The sequence below is a fragment of the Thermococcus pacificus genome (assembly GCF_002214485.1).
Classification (GTDB): domain Archaea; phylum Methanobacteriota_B; class Thermococci; order Thermococcales; family Thermococcaceae; genus Thermococcus; species Thermococcus pacificus.
The window spans coordinates 846,909-865,108 of sequence record NZ_CP015102.1 but is presented as its reverse complement, the minus strand read 5'-3'; the positions used below and the strand labels follow the sequence as shown (position 1 = coordinate 865,108).

Annotated in this window: 19 protein-coding genes and 3 tRNA genes; 6 read left to right on the top strand and 16 right to left on the bottom strand. The window is 54.3% G+C overall.

From position 1 onward, the window contains the following. Nucleotides 1–51: 51 nt before the first annotated feature. The 6 genes from dnaG to dcd all read right to left on the bottom strand — a co-directional run bounded on the left by dnaG (nucleotide 52) and on the right by dcd (nucleotide 4,659). Nucleotides 52–1,467 (bottom strand): DNA primase DnaG, encoded by a 1,416-nt coding sequence (gene dnaG / locus A3L08_RS04870; RefSeq protein ID WP_088853952.1) that lies wholly within the window; start codon nucleotides 1,465–1,467, stop codon nucleotides 52–54. Then, the gene (locus tag A3L08_RS04865) at nucleotides 1,464–1,865 is read right to left on the bottom strand and encodes a toprim domain-containing protein (RefSeq protein WP_088853951.1); all 402 of its coding nucleotides are present in this window, start codon (nucleotides 1,863–1,865) and stop codon (nucleotides 1,464–1,466) included. Before A3L08_RS04865 ends, dnaG begins: the two co-directional genes overlap by 4 nt. A 54-nt stretch (nucleotides 1,866–1,919) precedes the next feature. Then, nucleotides 1,920–2,261 carry a hypothetical protein gene (locus A3L08_RS04860; RefSeq protein ID WP_088853950.1) on the bottom strand — a complete coding sequence of 114 codons (342 nt, stop codon included), beginning with the start codon at nucleotides 2,259–2,261 and terminating at the stop codon, nucleotides 1,920–1,922. Nucleotides 2,262–2,305: 44 nt separating this feature from the next. Continuing rightward, the gene (locus tag A3L08_RS04855; protein ID WP_088853949.1) at nucleotides 2,306–3,580 is read right to left on the bottom strand and encodes a TIGR04013 family B12-binding domain/radical SAM domain-containing protein; all 1,275 of its coding nucleotides are present in this window, start codon (nucleotides 3,578–3,580) and stop codon (nucleotides 2,306–2,308) included. Between the two features lie 70 nt (nucleotides 3,581–3,650). Further along, complete coding sequence (gene hpkA / locus A3L08_RS04850) at nucleotides 3,651–3,854, bottom strand: archaeal histone HpkA (RefSeq protein ID WP_088853948.1); 204 nt, start codon at nucleotides 3,852–3,854, stop codon at nucleotides 3,651–3,653. Between the two features lie 337 nt (nucleotides 3,855–4,191). Continuing rightward, nucleotides 4,192–4,659: a dCTP deaminase gene (gene dcd, locus A3L08_RS04845; protein ID WP_088853947.1), complete on the bottom strand. Its 468-nt coding sequence runs from the start codon at nucleotides 4,657–4,659 to the stop codon at nucleotides 4,192–4,194. Between the two features lie 47 nt (nucleotides 4,660–4,706). Between dcd and A3L08_RS04840 the strand changes: the two genes are divergently transcribed. Continuing rightward, nucleotides 4,707–4,782, top strand: a tRNA-Arg gene (locus A3L08_RS04840). A 1,014-nt stretch (nucleotides 4,783–5,796) separates the two neighbouring features. Here the strand turns inward: A3L08_RS04840 and rpl12p are convergent. The 8 genes from rpl12p to A3L08_RS04800 all read right to left on the bottom strand — a co-directional run bounded on the left by rpl12p (nucleotide 5,797) and on the right by A3L08_RS04800 (nucleotide 11,238). Beyond that, complete coding sequence (gene rpl12p / locus A3L08_RS04835; protein WP_088853946.1) at nucleotides 5,797–6,117, bottom strand: 50S ribosomal protein P1; 321 nt, start codon at nucleotides 6,115–6,117, stop codon at nucleotides 5,797–5,799. 79 nt (nucleotides 6,118–6,196) lie between these two features. Further along, a complete protein-coding gene (locus A3L08_RS04830) occupies nucleotides 6,197–7,219 on the bottom strand; it encodes a 50S ribosomal protein L10 (RefSeq protein WP_088853945.1) in 1,023 nt (340 codons plus the stop codon). Nucleotides 7,220–7,224: 5 nt separating this feature from the next. Next, the gene (locus A3L08_RS04825; protein WP_088853944.1) at nucleotides 7,225–7,875 is read right to left on the bottom strand and encodes a 50S ribosomal protein L1; all 651 of its coding nucleotides are present in this window, start codon (nucleotides 7,873–7,875) and stop codon (nucleotides 7,225–7,227) included. Between the two features lie 79 nt (nucleotides 7,876–7,954). After that, the gene (locus A3L08_RS04820; RefSeq protein WP_088853943.1) at nucleotides 7,955–8,446 is read right to left on the bottom strand and encodes a 50S ribosomal protein L11; all 492 of its coding nucleotides are present in this window, start codon (nucleotides 8,444–8,446) and stop codon (nucleotides 7,955–7,957) included. 24 nt (nucleotides 8,447–8,470) lie between these two features. Then, nucleotides 8,471–8,929 carry a transcription elongation factor Spt5 gene (locus tag A3L08_RS04815; protein WP_088853942.1) on the bottom strand — a complete coding sequence of 153 codons (459 nt, stop codon included), beginning with the start codon at nucleotides 8,927–8,929 and terminating at the stop codon, nucleotides 8,471–8,473. Nucleotides 8,930–8,950: 21 nt separating this feature from the next. Beyond that, nucleotides 8,951–9,136, bottom strand: a complete 186-nt coding sequence (locus tag A3L08_RS04810) for a protein translocase SEC61 complex subunit gamma (protein ID WP_088853941.1) — start codon at nucleotides 9,134–9,136, stop codon at nucleotides 8,951–8,953. A gap of 38 nt (nucleotides 9,137–9,174) precedes the next feature. After that, nucleotides 9,175–10,299, bottom strand: a complete 1,125-nt coding sequence (gene ftsZ, locus A3L08_RS04805) for a cell division protein FtsZ (protein WP_088853940.1) — start codon at nucleotides 10,297–10,299, stop codon at nucleotides 9,175–9,177. Nucleotides 10,300–10,419: 120 nt separating this feature from the next. Continuing rightward, nucleotides 10,420–11,238 carry a D-aminoacyl-tRNA deacylase gene (locus A3L08_RS04800; RefSeq protein WP_088854892.1) on the bottom strand — a complete coding sequence of 273 codons (819 nt, stop codon included), beginning with the start codon at nucleotides 11,236–11,238 and terminating at the stop codon, nucleotides 10,420–10,422. A gap of 314 nt (nucleotides 11,239–11,552) precedes the next feature. Here A3L08_RS04800 and A3L08_RS04795 point away from each other — a divergent pair, with 314 nt between their 5' ends. From A3L08_RS04795 to A3L08_RS04785, 3 genes are all read left to right on the top strand, one after another. Further along, a complete protein-coding gene (locus A3L08_RS04795; RefSeq protein WP_088853939.1) occupies nucleotides 11,553–12,542 on the top strand; it encodes a TAXI family TRAP transporter solute-binding subunit in 990 nt (329 codons plus the stop codon). Nucleotides 12,543–12,679: 137 nt separating this feature from the next. After that, nucleotides 12,680–13,009, top strand: coding sequence for a DUF1850 domain-containing protein (locus tag A3L08_RS04790; protein ID WP_232461772.1), 330 nt, complete (start codon nucleotides 12,680–12,682; stop codon nucleotides 13,007–13,009). A gap of 58 nt (nucleotides 13,010–13,067) precedes the next feature. Further along, entirely contained in the window at nucleotides 13,068–15,344 is a 2,277-nt protein-coding gene (locus tag A3L08_RS04785; protein ID WP_394335139.1) for a TRAP transporter permease, read from the top strand. A 76-nt stretch (nucleotides 15,345–15,420) separates the two neighbouring features. On the opposite strand, the gene A3L08_RS04780 is transcribed toward A3L08_RS04785, so the two are convergent. Further along, on the bottom strand, nucleotides 15,421–16,629 hold the full coding sequence (locus A3L08_RS04780; protein WP_088853937.1) for a hypothetical protein: 1,209 nt from the start codon (nucleotides 16,627–16,629) through the stop codon (nucleotides 15,421–15,423). A 60-nt stretch (nucleotides 16,630–16,689) separates the two neighbouring features. Here A3L08_RS04780 and A3L08_RS04775 point away from each other — a divergent pair, with 60 nt between their 5' ends. Continuing rightward, entirely contained in the window at nucleotides 16,690–17,289 is a 600-nt protein-coding gene (locus A3L08_RS04775; RefSeq protein WP_088854891.1) for an RNA ligase partner protein, read from the top strand. Between the two features lie 26 nt (nucleotides 17,290–17,315). Further along, nucleotides 17,316–17,392 (top strand) — tRNA-Thr (locus tag A3L08_RS04770). Between the two features lie 562 nt (nucleotides 17,393–17,954). On the opposite strand, the gene A3L08_RS04765 is transcribed toward A3L08_RS04770, so the two are convergent. Further along, nucleotides 17,955–18,032, bottom strand: a tRNA-Pro gene (locus A3L08_RS04765). Nucleotides 18,033–18,200 lie beyond the last annotated feature (168 nt).

The window sequence follows — 18,200 nt, the reverse complement described above, 5'->3', positions numbered from 1 at the left end:
CCAGTGACGTGGGAGGAACACGAACAGAATAAGAAGGGATAGGAAAGAAAGTCACTCCGCGAAGGTGACTATCTTGAGGTTTATCGGGCGCCTGACGACGTTGTACTTCCTCGCTCCAATGAGGTACTTGACACCGCTCTCGCTGACGGTATCTATGAGCCTCTGGGTTATGACGCCGTTGAATACCACCGCGTAGACGTCCTTGCGCTCCTTGAGCTGGTTGGTGAGCTCTCTGACGGGAATCTCAGCTATGACGTTCTTGTCCTTGTCAAGGAGTATCGCAGTGGATTCCCTTGCGCTCTTGACCTTCTCGATGAAGCTTCCGAACTCCTCAAGCTCGCTCGGCCTCGACTGCTGGATGGGCCTTATTATCTTCTCTTCCTTTTTGGGCTCCGGCCTCTCGGGCCTCTCCGGCTTCCTCTCTTCAACGTGCCTCTGTGCGGGAACCTGCGCGGGAGCTGGAACCGGTACGGGAGTTGGCTTCTTCTCTTCCTTTTTCTCCTCACGGGCCTTCTCCGTCTCCTTGATGACATCGTAGAAGTTCCTGCCTTTGTAGAATATTTCGGTGATGACCTGCTCGGCCGGGACTTTGCTCCTAAGGGACTTAACTATCTCCTTCTTGGTGAGCTCCTCAACTTCTTTGCCCTCCGGCGCCCTCGCCACGTAGTCAACGTCGGCCACCTGGAGGAGCTCCTTGAGGATAAGCTCTCCGCCGCGGTCGCCATCAGTGAATGCTGTGACGATGCGCTCCTTGCTGAGCTTTATGATGGTCTCGGGGACGGAGGTTCCCTCGACGGCTATGGCGTTCTTTATTCCGTGCTTGAGCAGGTTGAGGACATCCGCTCTACCCTCGACCACTATGATTGAGTCGGAAAACGGCACGTGCGGGCCGGCAGGGAGCTTCTCGGGGCCGTACTCTATGAGCTCCTTAGCCCTTACCGCCTTCTTGACCTCCTCGGTGAGCTCCTGGGTCTCAGGAATCTCCTGTTCCATGAGCCCTTCCAGTATCTCCTTGGCCCTCTCTATGATGTACTTCCTCTTGGTCGCCCTGACGTCCTCGATGCGGAGGACCTTTATCTTGGCCTCGGCGGGGCCAACACGGTCTATCGTCTCCAAGGCGGCCGCGAGGATCGCCGTCTCTACTCTGTCGAGGCTCGACGGGACGGTTATCGTTCCGTAGGTCTTTCCGGCCTTGGTGTGAACTTCAACCCGTATCCTCCCAATCCTTCCGGTTTTTTGGAGTTCTCTAAGATCAAGATCGTCACCGAGAAGACCTTCAGTCTGTCCAAAAATAGCACCGACGACGTCGGGCCTTTCAACGATTCCGTTCGCCTCAAATTCGGCGTAGATTACATATTTGGTCGTTCCAAATTCGTCTTTGGCTGACATACCATCACCCTCTTTCCGTTTTTCAAACTTCTGCTTTTCAGTCAAAATGTGATGCAGCACTGTCTTCTTTCTCTTCATCGAATCCCCTCCGGAAGGGGGTCAGAAACGGAGATGACCTTCAGGTAGAGGCCGTAGAGGTCCTCCACCCCTTTGATGTCCTTCCTTGCTATTCTCTTGAGCTCTCTGCGCGTCTCTGCGTCGACCCTGCAGGGATAGCCCTCCAGATACTGGAGGAGCTTCCTTGCGAGCTCTTCACCCTTTCTGTCGAAGTCTGTGAGTATCATGACCTCTTTATACGATGACGCGATGAGCGCAACCTCGGTCAAAGGCAGGCGTGAGAGCCTTATTATCTCCGCCCTGACCCCCAGATTCCTCAGAGCCACCTCGTCTCGCATGCCCTCAACTATGAGGGCACCCTCAAACTCTCGCAGTTTGTCTATAAGCTCCAGGAATCTTTTATAGTTTTCGGCGTACATTTCGCCGTCGCTTGGATAACGATTGGATGCGGTTATAAGCTTATTGGCGTACCTTCAGCGTTTGTACCTGAAGCCAAAGACGGGCCAGCTCATGTAGTCGCTCCTTCTCCCGTAGAGCAGGGCAACGAGTGCTCCAATAAAGGGCAGGGTCAAAAGCACCGCCGACTCCCAGCCAGTTGCGTTCGTTTTGACGCCAATCACTATAGCCACCACAAAGCCGGCAAGGAAGCCGATGAAGAAGTAGAAGATAATCCCAGCCCGCCCTGGACTCGAGGTCGAGAGCAGGAGTATCACCGAAAGTATGACCGCAGAGATGAGGCTCTCAACTCCCCATGCAATGTATGAGAAAGCCAAGAACAGACCTATAGAGACCGCAGGGACGAGCCACTTCGACATCTCCCCCGGTTGAATCTTTGGAAAAAGATCATAAAAGCCTAACGCTAGCAGACGTTCCTGACCGGAACCGTGTGGCTCATCGGCTCCTCGTAAAACTCATCGATGAGCCTCTGCAGCCTCCTCGAGAGCTCCACCTGCTTGCCCCACGAACCCTCTATCTTCCCCTTCGCCGCCATTCTTCCCAAAAACTTCTTCATTTCCGGACTGAGGGGTGAGGGCTTACACCTCGACCAGGGTGTGCCGGGGAGGGGCATGAAATAGTGGGCGCGAACCTTTCCGCCCTTGTTCATTATCCACTTCATGAGCTCTATGCTCTTCCTCTGGCTTTCCTCACTCTCGTTGGGCAGGCCCACGATGAAGTCTACGACCGGCTCGAAGCCGTATTCCAGCATGTACTCAACGGCCCTCTGCACGTGCTCGACTTTGTGTAGCCTGTGCATGGCCCTTAACATGGCATCATCACCGCTCTGGGCGCCTATAGCCAAGCGCCTGTTGTCCGCGTAGTCAATGAGGAGCTCCAGCGTCTCGGGGAGTACGAACTCCGGCCTGACCTCACTTGGGAAGGTGCCGTAGAAGAGCCGTCTCCCCTCTTTTCTCAGCGGTTGAAGCGCCTTTAGGAGCGCCTCGAGCTTGTCGAGCTTAAGTATGGCGCCGGGACTTCCGTAGGCGAAGGCGTTCGGCGTTATGTAGCGCATGTCTCTCATCCTTCTCGAGTATTTCACTATCTGGTCTATCGGCCTGTGTCTCATTCTCAGCCCCTTGATGTAAGGCGTCTGGCAATAGTAGCAGCCGAAGGGACAGCCACGGGTTATCTCTATCGGTGAGATGAGGCGGACGCTCTCAGGATAAGGTGGAAAGCGCCAGAAGTCCTCGACCTTCGCGAAGCCCGTGAAGATAAACTCGCCGTTGATGTGGAAGGCAAGCCCCCTGATGTCTAGAAGGTCTTTGGTTATCCTGTAGCCCGTCCTCTTCAGGACGTTCAGGAGCTGGAAGAGAACCTCCTCCCCTTCGCCGATGACGGCTATGTCAAAACCGAGGTGGCTGAGGGTGTGTTTTGGCATCGCTATCGCGTGGTAGCCGCCGGCAATTAAAAGCGCTCCCCGCTCTTTGAGTAGCCTGACCTCCTCCTGCAGGGAACCCCATATTTCCTCGGTGAAGAAGGAATAGAGGACGACCTTGGGCCTGGCCTTCAGAATTTCGTTGAAGTCCTTGGTTATCAGAAGCTCGCTTAGATCAAAGCCTTGGCTTTCCAAGGCGCCAAGGAGGTGGACGAATGCATTGTGGTTGCGCTTGGTCATCCTGACGGCTATCTCCGGCATGGTCTGAAGCCGAGAGAAGGGGCTTAAAACGGTAACGGTTCAGAAATGAGTAGAAAAGCCAAAAAGGCCTTCAGGCCTTGATGGCAAGCTTGATGTCCTCGGCTTTGATGGTCTTCCTGCCAGCGTGCCTGGCGAAGTCGTTGGCCTTCTTGGCAAGCTCTATGGCGTACTCCTCGAGGTACTCGGCGAGGACCTTGGCAGCCTCCTCGCTGACCCTCTCAGCGCCGGCCTTCCTTATAAGCCTGTCAATCGGAGCAATCGGAAGCTCGGCCATTCACAACACCTCCTTAAAGGGCTTTTCGGTTTTCTTTTGGGAATTGGAGATATATAAACCTTTCGGTAAACGGGGCCATTTCCGAGGATTTACAGGCGGATGCACCCTTAAATACATCCAGCTCGGGGATATGGCTATCACTAAGTACCCGCTTCGTCCCTGAATTTGTGGACGGGCCATAGGAAACCATCGGGGGGCTCACCCAGGTGGCGCTTTTTAGGAGCCGTTGGACACTTTGAAAAAAAGCGGAGCTAAAAGATAGGGGTAATGGCGGACTTTTGTTCAAGTTTGGATATGAAGCGCCTAGGATAAGAAAAAGGTGGGTTTTTGGAAGAGATCACTTTCTCCTCTTCGAGAGAACAAGATGCTGGCTTCCCTGGTAGTTGCCGCGGTAGGGGTTTTTTGCTGGGCCCTCAAGGCGTATAAACGCTATCTGCACGAACCTTTCCCCGTAATTTAGCTCAACGGGTTCCTCCGAGGCGTTGAAGAGCATGAGCGTGAGGTTGCCGTCCCACCCAGGGTCGACCCAGGCGAAGGAGCCGAGTAAACCTTCCCTCGCGAGGCTGCTCCTGAGCTTCATGTCCCCCATCACGTCGTCTGGGAGCTTCACACGCTCGAGGGTTAGGATGAGCGCGTGGGTCTTGGGCGGGATTACGACTTTACCCTCCTTCTCTACGTTGATGAGTCTTCCGTTTATGTACGCCTCTTTCCCAACGCGCAGGTCGTAGCCAGCAGGCTGAAGGGACTTCTCGTTGAAGGGCTCGATGAGAATCTCCTTTCTGATTTTCCAGTCAGGGAGCATCATTCCAACCACCGCAAGCTTTATTTTGCCGGCCCTTAAAACACTTCCGAGGGCCCGTGGCCTAGGGGACATGGCGCCGGCCTTCGGAGCCGGTAGTCGCGGGTTCGAATCCCGCCGGGCCCGCCATCAGCCCTTTCTAACGAAAGCGCTGGCGGAAAATAAGTGCCAGTTTAAACGGCTAAAAATTCTAAGTGGGGTTTTCACCCACTCGCTCTTCGGCAAGGGTTTCACCCTACAAACGGCGTCCAAAGGACGCCAATAATAAAGTTGAAACGGTTTTAAAGGGCCCTTTTTCATAGAAACCCCTGATAATTATGCCTCAACAGAGCACACGCCTAATATTTTGCTCATGTACACAAAAAGGGAATCTTTTGATCAAGCTTGTTCGCCTGCGCGACGTTGGAGCGAAGCTCCAACGCACGTCCCGTTGAGTTTGATCAAGGTTTGTGATTCTTCTCATGGGGGATTGCAAGTGAATTCCGTTTTTTACTGCACCATTTGACTTGAATTCTTTCATATCCATTGTTTTGAGTAGTTCCTCTCGTTTGACGCCCTTCGGACGTCGGTTGTAAATGGACTCTGGTTAAGAGACCCGTTAGAAGTGCAAAATTCAGGATTTATTCTAGCTTTTTTTCACGTGGAATTCTCTCTCAAACGGCAAATTTCAATAGAATCACAAACTTTGATGAAACTTTGCAGTGCAAAGTTTCCTGCACTCTCAAACCCCCCGATGCGGGGTGAAACCCCGCAACCCCTTTTCTCTTAAGCTACTGGGGGGCTAACGCCCCCGCACCCCCTTTAAATTTTCCTTCGCAAAGTCTCATCAAAGTTAGTGGCTCCCTGTAAAAGCCAGAAACCAAGTGATTTTCCTCTTAAAAAGCCACTTTCAAGTGGGAATATTTTAAATTTGACCCAGCAAGGGGTCTAACTCCAAACCGACGCCTAACTGGTCTCAAAGAAGAGTAAACCATCGCCGATGTGCCCGATTAAAACGTTCCCAAGAGAGAATCACCTATAAGACCGAAATCCTATTCACACACTTCTTAGAGAGGAGCTACAAACTTTTGATGGAGCTTTTAGAAAAGCTTCAAAGAAAATGTTTGAGGCGTCCGCCCGAGGGCGGACAAAATGGAAGAGGGTTCAGCCGAAGAGGGCACCGAGACCGGCGAGGGCCTCCTCCTCGCTGGCCTCCTCCTCTTCCTCCTCCTCTTCCTCAGCAGCGGCCTCAGCGGCGCCACCCTCAGCGGCCGGAGCAGCGGCAACGGCAACCGGGGCGGCGACCGGCATGGCGGCCTTCTCGATGACCTCGTCGATGTTGACGCCCTCGAGGGCGGCAACGAGGGCCTTTATCCTGGCCTCGTCGGCGCTAACGCCGGCGGCCTCAAGGACTGCCTTGAGGTTCTCCTCGGTTATCTCCTTACCAGCGGCGTGGAGCAGCAGAGCGGCATACACGTACTCCATTTTTCGCACCTCCAATCATCTTCATTTTTTTCATTCATTTCACACGGATTCGTTCAGGGATACGAGGGAAATGGAAAGTTCAGCCGAAGAGCGCGCCCAGTCCAGCAAGCGCGTCCTCTTCGCTGGCTTCCTCCTCTTCTTCCTCTTCCTCGGCCTCCTCAACCTTCTCTTCAGTCGGCTGAGGAGCCGCGGCAACTGCCATTTGTGCCTGAGCGTTTAAAAGCTCTTTGGTCTTCTCGTCAAGCAGTTCCTCCGGCAGGTTCTGGGCTATGAGCAGGACTGCACGAAGGGCCCTGCCAAAGATGTCCTCCACAGTTTCCTTGGTGATGTAGCCAGCCTCGACAGCGACGTTCTTTGCTCCAAGGAATGCCTTCTGGATGATAGCCTCGATGGTCTGCTTGGTCGGGTAGGCCGTGTTGACGGACAAGTTGAACGCGTGCATGTAGGCCTGCTGGAGCATGTTGATGTACTCGCTCTCGTCGATGGCAAGGACTTCCGGAGTGTAGACTATGCCGTCCTCGTAAGCGGCGAGCAGGTTGAGGCCGACCTCGAGCGGCTCAATTCCGAGCGCGTTCAGTATCCTTGCCATCTGGTCGGTTATGACTTCCCCTGCCTTGAGGGCGGTGTAGTCCTTCTGTATGCTGACCTTACCCTTCTCGATCCTCGCCGGAATTCCGAGGGCCTGCATCTCACCAACGAGGGGACCCGGCGCGAGTGAAGTCGGTCCGGCCGGGATGACGACGTCGTGCGGAACAACCGCACCCGGCTTGGCCGGAGCCGGGGTCTTGCTCTCCTCAAGGAGCTTGTAGAGCTTGAAAGGGTTCATCTCGGTGGCGAGTATTCCGGCCCCGCCCTGAATGTGGTCGATGAGCTTCTCGAGTTCGGGGTTGTTAAGCTCCTCCGCGGCCCTCTTTATGGCCAGCTCTATGAGGGTGTTCCTGCTGACCCTGAGGAGTGCCTTGCCGCGGAGCTTCTCACGCATCTTGCTGAGCGGATAGGCTGGGACGCCGGCCACGTCAACGAGCGCTATCACTGGGTAACTCTTGATGATCTTGGTGAGTTCCTCAACTTCCTTCTTCTTCCACTCGGCTACGTGGGCCATTTCCCTCACCTCTCCACCTTGACGGCCGGTCCCATGGTGGTTTTGACGTACACTGACTTCACCTGGTTCTCTCCGCGCTCAAGCTTTCCAAGGATCGCGTTGAGAACCGCCTCTGCGTTCTCCGCGAGCTTCTCGTCGTCCATGTCCTCGGTTCCTATCGGCGCGTGAACGACCGGGTTGTTCTTGAGCTGTATCCTTACTGTCCTTTTGAGCCTGGCAACTATCGGTTCGAGGTTCGTCATGGTCGGCGGAACGACCTGCGGCATCTTGTTCCTCGGACCGAGGTACTTACCGAGGTACCTACCGATCTTTGGCATCAGCGGTGCGGCCGCTATAAACATGTCGTACTTCTTGGCAAGCTTCCTTGCCTCTCTGGGGTTCTTTGCCAGCTCCTCAAGCTGCTCTCCACTAATCACATCAAGCCCGAGCTTTTTAGCCGCCTCGGCAACGGCACCATCAGCGATGACCGCGATTTTGGGCTCCTTCCCACGACCGTGGGGCAGTACAACCTCAAGCTTGAACCTGTTCTCAGGCTTCTTCAGGTCTATATCCTTGAGGTTGACTGCCATCTCGACGGTCTGTGTGAAGTTACGCGGCTTAGCCCGGGCCTTCGCCTCCTTCACCGCTTCCGCGATTTTCTGCCTGTCAAAGGCCATTTACAGCCCTCCTTTCGGTTTTGATTTAAGCCCGAAAAAGTCAAAGATGCGTAAAAAGAGGGATTTTTAAACTTTTCCCTCACTCCTCGGCGTTGGCGAAAATCTCGTCGTAAACGCCTTCGTCGATTTCCTTCTGGACTTCCCTTGGGTCCTTGCCCTCAACGGTGACGCCCATGCTCAGAGCGGTGCCTATGACCTCCTTGGCCGCGGCCTTGAGGTCAGCCGCGAGCATCTGCTCCTGCTTGGCCTTGGCTATCCTGATGACCTGCTCCATGGTAAGGTTCCCGACCGGGCTGTGTCCTGGCTCGCTTGAACCCTTCGGGGCGCCGATCTCCTTCTTGATGAGCTGGCTGACCGGCGGGACACCGACCTCGATCTCGAAGGTCTTCTTCTTGGGGTCGGTGACAATGATCTTGACGGGAACCTGCATTCCCTCGAAGTCCTTGGTGGCCTTGTTTATCTCGTCAACGACCTGTTTAACGTTGAGTCCGAGAGGACCGATAGCAGGACCGAGCGGCGGTCCGGGTGAAGCCTTTCCTCCTTCAACGAGCACCTCAACAACCTGTGCCATCTTTCTCACCTCTGAATGGTTCTTTCACTCCTTCTGACGTTTGCTTATAAGTCTAACGTATTCGCCCCTCACCGTGACCGGTATCGGGACGATTGAACCGACGAGTTCGACGACTATCTCGTCCTTGCCCTCATCAACCCTGACGACCTTGGCCTTCTCACCCTTGAACGGGCCAGCGATGAGTTCGACGATGTCTCCAGGCTCAAAGCCGCTCACAGCGGGCTTCTCCTCGAGGAAGTGCTCTATCTCCTCGAACTTAACCTCTCCCGGGAGGGTCCCCTTAGCGTGTCGGATTCCCTTTATTGCTTCGTCAACGGCACTCTTGTTCGGGGCCTCCACGAAGATGTAACCCTTAACCTTTGAGGGCGTCAATATCGCGTAAACGGGAAGGTTGTAGGTCTTGACCTTGCTGTATATCAGCTTGGCGGTGGTCTCTTCCTGGCCCACCGTGACGCGCACTGTAAATATCTTGCCGTCGCTCATCTCCTATCACCTATCTCCAGCTCACTGGCCACTAATGAGGTAGCCGATCATGCGAATTACAAGGCCGACGGAGCCTATGAGTATCATTCCAGTGCCGGTAATCTTGACGGCCAACTTAAACTCCTTCATTCCCGGCTTTTTTGTAACCAGCAAAACCCTCCGGGACTCTGCGAAGAAATTTTTAAGCTTTTCCGTCGTAGTCGCCACGCTTGTCACCTCACTAAATTTTGAAAACGAAAGGATCGTCAAAGCTCCTCAAGGTCGAGCTTAATAATTTTTCTCTCCTGCTCCTCACCGTAGTAGGATGTCTCCTCTTCCCCCGCGACGGCGTAGGGTGAGCTGACGCCGGTGACTACTATGAGGATCCTTATCATTTTGTTAAGTTCCTCGTCGAGCTGGATGCCCCAGATGACCTGTGCCTCGGGGTCAAGCTTGCTCGTGACGAGCTCGATTATCTGCTGGGCCTCCTCAAGCTTGACGTCGCTTCCGCTGATGCTTATCAAAGCGCCCTTTGCACCGCTGATGTCGACGTCGAGGAGCGGGCTGTTCAAAGCCTGCTGGGCGGCTTCGAGGGCGCGCTTCTCGCTGTCACTCTCGCCTATACCGATCATGGCAACTCCGCCGTCCTTCATGACGGCCCTAACGTCGTTGAAGTCGAGGTTCACCAGTCCGGGCTTGGTAATGAGCTCGGTGATGCCCTTGACCGCTTGGACGAGTATCTCGTCGGCCACTTTAAAGGCCATGTGGATCGGGAGGTTCGGGGCAACCTCCATGAGCTTGTCGTTCGGGATGACTATGACGGTGTCGCTGTTCTTCCTGAGCCTCTCGAGACCGTACTCTGCGTTCTTAATGCGCCTTATTCCCTCTACCGTAAACGGAAGGGTAACCACTGAAACAGTCAGAGCGCCCATCTTCTTGGCCATCTCGGCAACGACCGGAGCAGCACCGGTTCCAGTTCCGCCACCGAGACCGCAGGTGATGAAGACCATATCCGCCCCTTCAAGGGCCTCCCGTATTTCCCTCTCGCTCTCCTTAGCGGCTTCCTCACCCATCTTGGGATTGTTTCCGGCACCGAGACCCCGGGTAAGCTCCTTACCGATGAGTATCTTCTTGTGGGCGCGAACCTTTAGGAGATCCTGGGCATCGGTGTTAATTGCTATGACCTTTGCCCCCTGTATACCGACCTGCATCATCCTGTTAATGGTGTTGCATCCGGCACCGCCGACACCAACAACATATATCTTTGCCTGGATCTGCTCAAGAATCCTCTTGAGCTCCTCATCGATATCAGTTTGCGGAGCCTGAGCCTCCGGGATTTTGTTGGGGGCGGCGGAGGTCCTTTCAATGGCGTCTTCAATCAGCTTCAGCATCTTTTCACCCTCCGGGCAATTTAACATCTGTTTCACTTTGTATGCATCCACTATATAAATTTAGCTAAGGCGGGTGCTGATTTTAAAATCCCGCTTAATATCTTTAAAGATTTCGCCCGTTCAGTCCCTTATAAACTCCAGGCCCAGCTCTTCGGCGAGGCTCCTGGCCATCTGCCTCGTTTCTCCTCTACTCCCCTTCCAGTCAACATAGATGGCATCGACGCCGCCATAGGTTTTCTCAATGGCCCTAAGGAGGAGCTGCCTGTCCACGGGGTGAACGTACTTCGGAGCTATGTGGCTAAAGGCGATGTCAGTTTCAAGGACCCTCTTCGTCTGCTTCGGCGCGTAGTGGCCGCCGCCTATTCCGATTGCTACGGGAAACTTGGCCTTTTCGTAGTTCTTGAGTACGTGAACTATCGTTTCCGCTATTATCTCGCCGGCCCTCTCGTTGCGCCACTCTTCCTCGCTTGAGCCTATCTCTATGAAGAGGCTCGGCACGTCGAGCTCGCTTGGCCCGTGGTGCGTGGCCTCGTAGCAGACCGTCCAGCCGAGGTCGTTCAGCTCGTTCATCTTTAAGAGGGCAAGTTTCATCGCGGCAGGATGCGCTACAGCCAGGCTCCCGTCCTTTCCGCCGTACACTGCCTCCCCCCAGTTGCCAGTGACGTGGGTGGTTAAAGCCGGGAGCTTCTGCTTGCTAGAGTGCCTCGAGGCGAAGACTATTATCTCGGGCCTCTCCCCAAGCTGCCTTTCTATTTCAGCATCGAGGTTGTCATAGTAGATCATCTCGTCGTTGGTGGTCAGAATCAGAGTATTTTCTCTTGAGTAGACTGGGTTGCCATCGAACACCCTCTCCGTCTCCTTGAAGCCGAAGTTCTCCACGAGCTTTCCCAGTATGTTCATCGATGCCGGGTCGATCTTGGTTGTCATTATAACCTTCATCTTCAAGCACCATACCTCCCTTATGAGGCGGGATAAAAAGTTTGCCGCAGAGCGGGGGGAGATTACCTTTACAAATATAAAGTTTGCATGTGGTGCCTCCTGTTAACGAGATAATTCTCCTCGGCGTTAGGTATTGCAAACTGCAAAATTTTGTCGAAAATTCACCGGATATTTTTCGGTACTTCTGAAAACGTTGAGAATTACACCCTAGTAAAAGTTGAAACCGTAAAGTATATAATCGTGCCGATGCACATGTTTTTACTGTAATCAACTAGTTGGGAAACCATTCCGCAAAGGTGCGGAGGTTTGAAAAAATGAAGTTGAAGGCAATTGGTTTGATGTTGGTGCTCGCCTTTGCAATTGTGGCGGCGGGCTGCATCCAGTCCGAAGGCGGTGGAACGGCCACCCAGACCCAGGAAATAACCATCTACACCGGGGGTACAAGCGGTGTCTACTTCCCGCTCGGTTCTAAGTACGCCGAAATACTCAACAAGAACGGCGTTAAGGCCAAGGCTGTGACGAGCGGTGCGAGCGTTTCAAACGCCAAGGCCATCGGAGACGGTACCGCCCAGGCGGCTATCCTCCAGAACGACGTTGCATACTACGCCTACAACGGCCTCTACATGTTCGAGGGGAGCAAGATTCCGAACATCCGCGGTGTCGCTGCCCTCTACCCCGAGACCATCCAGTTCGTTGTGAGGGCGGACAGCGACATTAAGACCCTCCAGGACTTTAAGGGTAAGAAGGTCGCCATAGGCGCCGCCGGAAGCGGTACCGCGGTGGCCGCCGAGCAGGTCCTCAAGGCAGCTGGAGTTTGGGACAGCATCGAGAAGGTGAACCAGAAGTTCAGCGAGGCCGCCCAGAGCCTCAAGCTCGGCCAAGTTGACGTCGCGGTCATAGTTTCGGGTGCACCCACTCCGGCCGTCAACCAGATAGCGGTTCAGACCCCCGTTCGGGTCATCCCGATACCCGACGACGTCCTCAGCAAGCTCAAGGACCAGGGCTACATATTCTACGTCCGCCAGGTCCTCCCGAAGGACACCTACAACGGCATGGAGGAGGACACCCCGACGATAGCCGTTAAGGCTATGCTCGCCGTCAGTGCAGACCTCCCGGACGACACTGTCTATCAGATGACCAAGATACTCTTCGACAACCTCGACGAACTCCACCAGGTCCACGCCAAGACCAAATACATAAGCCTCGACACGGCCCTCGACGGTATGAGCATCCCGCTCCACCCGGGAGCCATCAAGTACTACGAGGAGAAGGGCATTAGCGTCCCAGCTGAGCTTAAGCCGTGAACAGGGTGAGGTCGTTGAGGGGACCTCCCCCACTTTTTTTTGTATTCCTGTTGCTGGCGCCATTCCTGGTGCCCACTCATGCCCTAGTCATAAGCGACGGGCACTCATCCCGCGTATACCCTCTGGTGGGGGATGTGATGGTGGAGATAGACTACATCCACAGCGTCGAGAGGAGCGAAATTCGGGAGGTGCTTGAGGCCAACTCCAGCGGGCTCTACGCTAAAGAGATGTGGTGGAAGGACTTTGGTGCAGGACTGCCGGAGGACATCCAGTACATGGAGGATGGCTTCTACGTCAAGAAGACAAACATCCCCCTCGGGAGGAGCCTGGACTTCTGGTTCATCCCCTTAAACAAAGCTGAAATAAAGGTTAACGGCGAGACTGTATTCGCCCCCAGAGAAGAGACCCTCATGAGGTTTAGGGTCAAACGCTGCATACTTGTGGAGACACTCCTAGGGAGGTGCTGAAATGCCTGATATTGATAAAGAGCCGAAGGGGTTGGAGGAACTTGAAGAGTTGAAGGAAATGGAGGAGAAGGTTGAAGAAGTCTTCGAAAAGACCAGAACCCTTACACCAAAGCTCGAATTGCTGATAAAAGCGGCCGCCATACTCATCGGTATCTATGAAATACTGTTCATCTTCAACTTCAACTACACGCTCTACGACATGTTCGCAAGGATGGGCCTCAAGATAGACCTCCTGAGGGTAACCCTCCAGACGAAGCAGGGGGAGGCCTTCGTTCTTGCCATGATACTGCTGATAACTTTCCTGATCTATCCGCTGCGCAAACGTGAGGAAGAGCTACGGAAGGTACCGTTCTACGACTACATCTTGGCGGCACTTGGGGTAATCTCATCGCTCTATCTCTTCGTCGTCTACCAGCGCTACGCGGAGTTCGCTGAAGTTTACACGCTCGACGTCGTCTTCGGAGTACTCGCGATAATCCTGGTGCTCGAGGCAACGCGCAGGGTTCTCGGGTGGGTTCTCCCTCTCGTCGTGACGATATTTCTCCTCTACGGAATCCAGAACATCGGGTTCAACTGGGTCCGCTTCACGCAGCAGCTCTACTTTGACGAGGGCATCTTCGGAATCCCGTTCTTCGTCATGACGATATACGTCTTCGCCTTCGTGTTCTTCGGGGCGTTCCTGCTCAAGATCGGCATAAGCGACTACATCACGGAGTTCATGATAACACTCTTTGGAAAGAGACCAGGTGGACCCGCGAAGGCGGCCGTCGTCTCCAGTGGTCTGATGGGAACCGTCAGCGGTTCGAGCGTCGCCAACGTCCTCACGACGGGAACTTTCACAATACCTCTCATGAAGAAAGCCGGTTATCCCCCGGAGATAGCGGGTGCAGTTGAGCCGGTCGCTTCCACAGGTGGCCAGCTGATGCCACCGATCATGGGCGCCGCCGCCTTCATCATGGCGGAGTTCCTCGGTGTGCCCTACAACAAGCTCATCATAGCGGCCGTTCTCCCGGCGCTGGTGTACTACACAGGAGTTTACCTCTTCATAGACCTTGAAACGAAGAGACTCGGCCTCAAGGGAATGCCCTCTGAGCACTTCGCCCCGCTGAAGTACTTCCTCAGGAAGCTCTACATCCTGCTCCCGATAGCGGTCATCACCGTGGCCCTCGTGTGGGGTATCCCTCCGCACATCTCGGCCATCTCCTCTTTGGGCATAGCCATCTGGGTGGCATGGATAGCGAAGGACGAGATAGAGGGACACGAAGGGCTTTACGTTGGGCTGGTCCTCCTGACCACAGTGCTCATGTTCACTAGCAAATCCATAGCGGTGCCGGTGGCTGGGATACTGCTCCTCACAGGACTGGCACTGGTGGCGCTGGCCTTCGTTAGCGACCTCGTCGAGCTCAACGAGAAGCTCTACATCAGCCTGCTCTTCATACTCTTCGTGGCCCTGACCAAGTTCCTCGGCATGTCCAAAGAGCAGATACTCCTCATGAGCGGTGTCATGGGCATAGTGTTCTCTCTCATAGTAGGTTACGTCTCAAAGAGCGAGAGCGGAAAGAAGATGTACGAAGCGACCTACCAGTCCATGATAGACGCGGGGAAGACGAGCACGAGCGTTATGCTTGCCGCTGCCAGTGCTGGCCTTATACAGGGCGTCCTCACAATGACGGGCCTCGTCACGAGCCTAGGCTACCGCCTCGTTGACCTCACAGCAGGGAACCTTTGGCTGCTCCTCCTCCTGACGATGATCTTCAGCCTCATCCTCGGAATGGGGGTCCCGACAACGGCAAACTATATCATAACGTCCCTCGTTGCAGCGCCTGCGATATACAACGCCGTCCTCGGACTCCAGCCATACAGCTCACCGGTTCCGGGCTTCGGAACTCCAATAGCGCTCCTTGCGGCCCACTTCTTCGTGTTTTACTTTGGAATACTGGCCGATGTCACGCCGCCCGTGGCGCTGGCAAGCTACGCGGGTTCAGCTTTGGCCGGCGGGGACTTCTGGAAGACCGCCATGAACGCCGTGAAGTACGCGCTGGCTGGCTACATAGGGCCATACATCTACTTCACCCACCCAGAGATGTTCATCATAACCGTGCAGGAGTGGACTGCGAGGATGGCGCTGACGGTCATCTACGACTTCGGGGCAACGCTGCTCGTGATGTACATCCTAGCAATAAGCCTCACGGGCTGGTTTGGCGTCCACATAAGGAAGGAGCTCAGGGCACTGCTGGCTGCTGTAGGAGTGCTCTCTGCGACTCTCAACCCGATAATCGTGGGCATTGGGCTCGCGGCGGTGCTGGCCATCAAGTTCCTCGGCAAGAGGGGCTGAATCCCCTTTTTCTTTTTCCTTATCTCTGGAAGTCTGTTCTAAAAGGGTCAAAGAAGAAAGAGACACAAAGGAACCCTCAGTAGAGCATGACCTCAAAGCCCAGCTCGCTGAGCAGGTCTGCAAGCTCCTCGCTGTCGACGTAGATCAATAGGTGGTGGTTGCCGAGGGTTCCGTCTATGAAATCCATCGCGTCCTCGATCCTGAGCTTAACCTGAGTCCTGCAGCGCATGTTGCTGTGCTCCTGGCCAACCACTTCCACACCGGCGACGACCGCTTTCCTCCCGCGTATCTTTAGGAGACTTGCCTTCCCCTTCGGCAGCTGGACGTCAACGCCAACTCCCATTCCGCTCTCGAAGTGGGAGCGTATGATGTACTTCCCGATGAGAGGCGCGGTGCAGTGGGCGAGGATGAGGTAGTCGTCCCCGTAGTCCGCTATGTTACCCATGAAGGCGGGTTTGTCAAAGAAGCGCCTCGCTATCATCATGCCAACGAGTGAGTTGAGCTCCCCCTCGCACGCCGCCGGGATTCCCTGAGCGTTGAACATGGCCAAGGCCAGACATGGGGTCGAACCTATCTTCCCTATGAGGTCAAAGCAGCCGATTGTGAAGCCGTCCAGTTTGTAGTCATCAAGGATACGCTTTATGGCCACGTATATCCTTCCTGCCTTTGTCAAAGCTTCCCTGTCCGGCTCCTTGATCTCAACCGCCTTGGAGACGATATCCTCAACAGCACTCCAGCCCTCCTCGTCAGTAACCGCATCGTAGTACTCGTAGAACTTCTTGAGGCTTATGCTGGTGTAGGGGAGTTCAAAGCGCTCGTTTATGAGCCACGGTGAAACGCGACCTATTAATCCGATGCGCATCCTGAGGAACTTGTCCAGGGTTTCCTTCATATCCTCATAGCCAAGGAGTGCCGCCTTGAGCTCGTTTAGGTCCTTGACGAGGGTTGAGGGAACGAGCCTCTCGCGGAAGTACTCCCTGAGCTCTATACCTGCGGCTATCGAGTTGTTGAAGGGGTCGCCGTAGATGACTATCGGCCTCCTGTAGACGGAGAACTCCTTAAGTGGGCCCTCGGTGCCGCCCGTGAGCGGGTAGAGGACTATCGCGTCGACCTCGTTGAAGTCGACCTCTTCCTTCGCCTCCTTGAAGTCTCTCTTCGTTGAGACAAAGAAGCCCCCAACAACCTCAAAATCCTTCGCGAGGTTTGTTATGAACTCCGACGCTTTCTTTTCAAAGGCTTTCGGGTTCGCCAGTTCGCTGACTCCAAAAACGACTCCTACTTTCATGCTTTCACCCAACCGTTTTAAACTCTCGACCCTAAATAAACTTGTGGTGGTAGCGTGACGATGAGGTTCGTCCTCGACACGAGCATCTTTGTCAACCCGGAGATACGGGGGAAGTTCGGGGACAACCCTACCGAGGCCATGAGAACGTTCCTCGGTTACGCCGAGAGGCTCTTCGGGAGAGTGGAGTTCTATATGCCGCCCGGCATCTACCGTGAGGTCATGCACTTCGTCGATGAGGAGGAGCTCCTGCCCGAAATCGAGCTCTATATAATCAAGAAGCCGCCGAACGTGCACGACATCAAGATTCCCGCCTTCGTGGTCTACGAGCTCATCGATGACATAAGGCGGAGAATAGATAAGGGGCTCCGCGTTGCCGAGAAAGCAGTCCGCGAGAGTGTCATCGAGACGGACAACGTCGACAGGATAATCCAGAAGCTCAGGAGGAACTACCGCAAGGCACTCCGCGAGGGGATAGTGGACAGCAAGGAAGACTTTGAGCTTATACTCCTGGCCAAAGAGCTCGACGCGACAATAGTCTCCGCCGACGTCGGCATACTCACGTGGGCCCAGAAGATGGGCATCAAGTGGGTAGACGCGGCTAACTTCAAGGAGGTCCTTGAAGGCTTGTCCGAGAGGCTCACCAAAGGGAAAAATTTATAAAGCCTCTCCTGCATCGTATCATCGACGCCCCGGTGGCTCAGCCTGGTGGAGCGGCCGCTTGGTAAGCGGCAGGTCGCGGGTTCAAACCCCGCCCGGGGCTCCATTCTAACAAACTTTGCCTTCGTGAAGTTTGATCAAGGTTCGTGATTCTCCTTTAAAACAGCAATTTTGGCGGGATTTCTCTTTAAAGTGCCGTTTAAGAGGGGATTCTTTATCAGGAGCGTTTTCCAAGTGGGTTAAGGTTTTTAGCGCTCCAACGGAGCGCGATGAGAGTAAACCCCTCATGAAGAGATCCTTCCTCAAATCCAGTCGTTAATGCTATAATCTCGGCTTGAAATCCCTCAGATGGGGAGTATCGGTGGAGAATCACGAACTTTGATGAAACTTTGCAAAGGCAAAGTTTCTTTGGTCAAGCTTTTCTAAAAAGCTTGTTCATGAAGTTTGATCAAGGCTTGCATGTCACTTCTACAATTCCAGTTTTGAGAGGGGTTTGCTCTTTCACTAACAGGTTTTGCAGTGTTTCACTGCGAGTATAACGCCCGAAGGGCGCCTTGAGGATGGCAAACACTTGAGAGATGTGATTAATGAGTAACCCTCTCTAAAAATTAGCATTTTTAAAACAGCACGCGCCTCTTCCGCCAGCGCTTGCTTTGCAAGGGCTGTTGTGGTGGGGCCGCCGGGATTCGAACCCGGGTCACGGGCTCCCAAAGCCCGCAGGATAGGCCAAGCTACCCCACGGCCCCATGCCAGCGGTAGTGAAATAGCGGGTTCCTTATTAAGCTTTTCGCTGGTGGAGGTACACAGTGAGGGTTGTGCTTAAGCTCCTAAGGTATGGATGGAATTCCTGCTTAACCGTCTGGGCAACTCCCCCTCCGCAGGATTTTTATAACCCCTGAGCTACATTCTCAAGG

Coding starts and splice junctions, on each gene's coding strand:
- A3L08_RS04775 (WP_088854891.1), top strand. CDS start 16,690: ATGAGGTTCGTCCTCGACACGAGCATCTTTGTCAACCCGGAGATACGG.
- ftsZ (WP_088853940.1), bottom strand. CDS start 10,299: ATGCTGAAGCTGATTGAAGACGCCATTGAAAGGACCTCCGCCGCCCCC.
- hpkA (WP_088853948.1), bottom strand. CDS start 3,854: ATGGCCGAGCTTCCGATTGCTCCGATTGACAGGCTTATAAGGAAGGCC.
- A3L08_RS04815 (WP_088853942.1), bottom strand. CDS start 8,929: ATGAGCGACGGCAAGATATTTACAGTGCGCGTCACGGTGGGCCAGGAA.
- A3L08_RS04855 (WP_088853949.1), bottom strand. CDS start 3,580: ATGCCGGAGATAGCCGTCAGGATGACCAAGCGCAACCACAATGCATTC.
- A3L08_RS04825 (WP_088853944.1), bottom strand. CDS start 7,875: ATGGCCTTTGACAGGCAGAAAATCGCGGAAGCGGTGAAGGAGGCGAAG.
- dcd (WP_088853947.1), bottom strand. CDS start 4,659: ATGATGCTCCCTGACTGGAAAATCAGAAAGGAGATTCTCATCGAGCCC.
- rpl12p (WP_088853946.1), bottom strand. CDS start 6,117: ATGGAGTACGTGTATGCCGCTCTGCTGCTCCACGCCGCTGGTAAGGAG.
- A3L08_RS04795 (WP_088853939.1), top strand. CDS start 11,553: ATGAAGTTGAAGGCAATTGGTTTGATGTTGGTGCTCGCCTTTGCAATT.
- A3L08_RS04790 (WP_232461772.1), top strand. CDS start 12,680: ATGGTGGAGATAGACTACATCCACAGCGTCGAGAGGAGCGAAATTCGG.
- A3L08_RS04820 (WP_088853943.1), bottom strand. CDS start 8,446: ATGGCACAGGTTGTTGAGGTGCTCGTTGAAGGAGGAAAGGCTTCACCC.
- A3L08_RS04865 (WP_088853951.1), bottom strand. CDS start 1,865: ATGTACGCCGAAAACTATAAAAGATTCCTGGAGCTTATAGACAAACTG.
- A3L08_RS04785 (WP_394335139.1), top strand. CDS start 13,068: ATGGAGGAGAAGGTTGAAGAAGTCTTCGAAAAGACCAGAACCCTTACA.
- A3L08_RS04830 (WP_088853945.1), bottom strand. CDS start 7,219: ATGGCCCACGTAGCCGAGTGGAAGAAGAAGGAAGTTGAGGAACTCACC.
- dnaG (WP_088853952.1), bottom strand. CDS start 1,467: ATGAAGAGAAAGAAGACAGTGCTGCATCACATTTTGACTGAAAAGCAG.
- A3L08_RS04780 (WP_088853937.1), bottom strand. CDS start 16,629: ATGAAAGTAGGAGTCGTTTTTGGAGTCAGCGAACTGGCGAACCCGAAA.
- A3L08_RS04800 (WP_088854892.1), bottom strand. CDS start 11,238: ATGAAGGTTATAATGACAACCAAGATCGACCCGGCATCGATGAACATA.
- A3L08_RS04860 (WP_088853950.1), bottom strand. CDS start 2,261: ATGTCGAAGTGGCTCGTCCCTGCGGTCTCTATAGGTCTGTTCTTGGCT.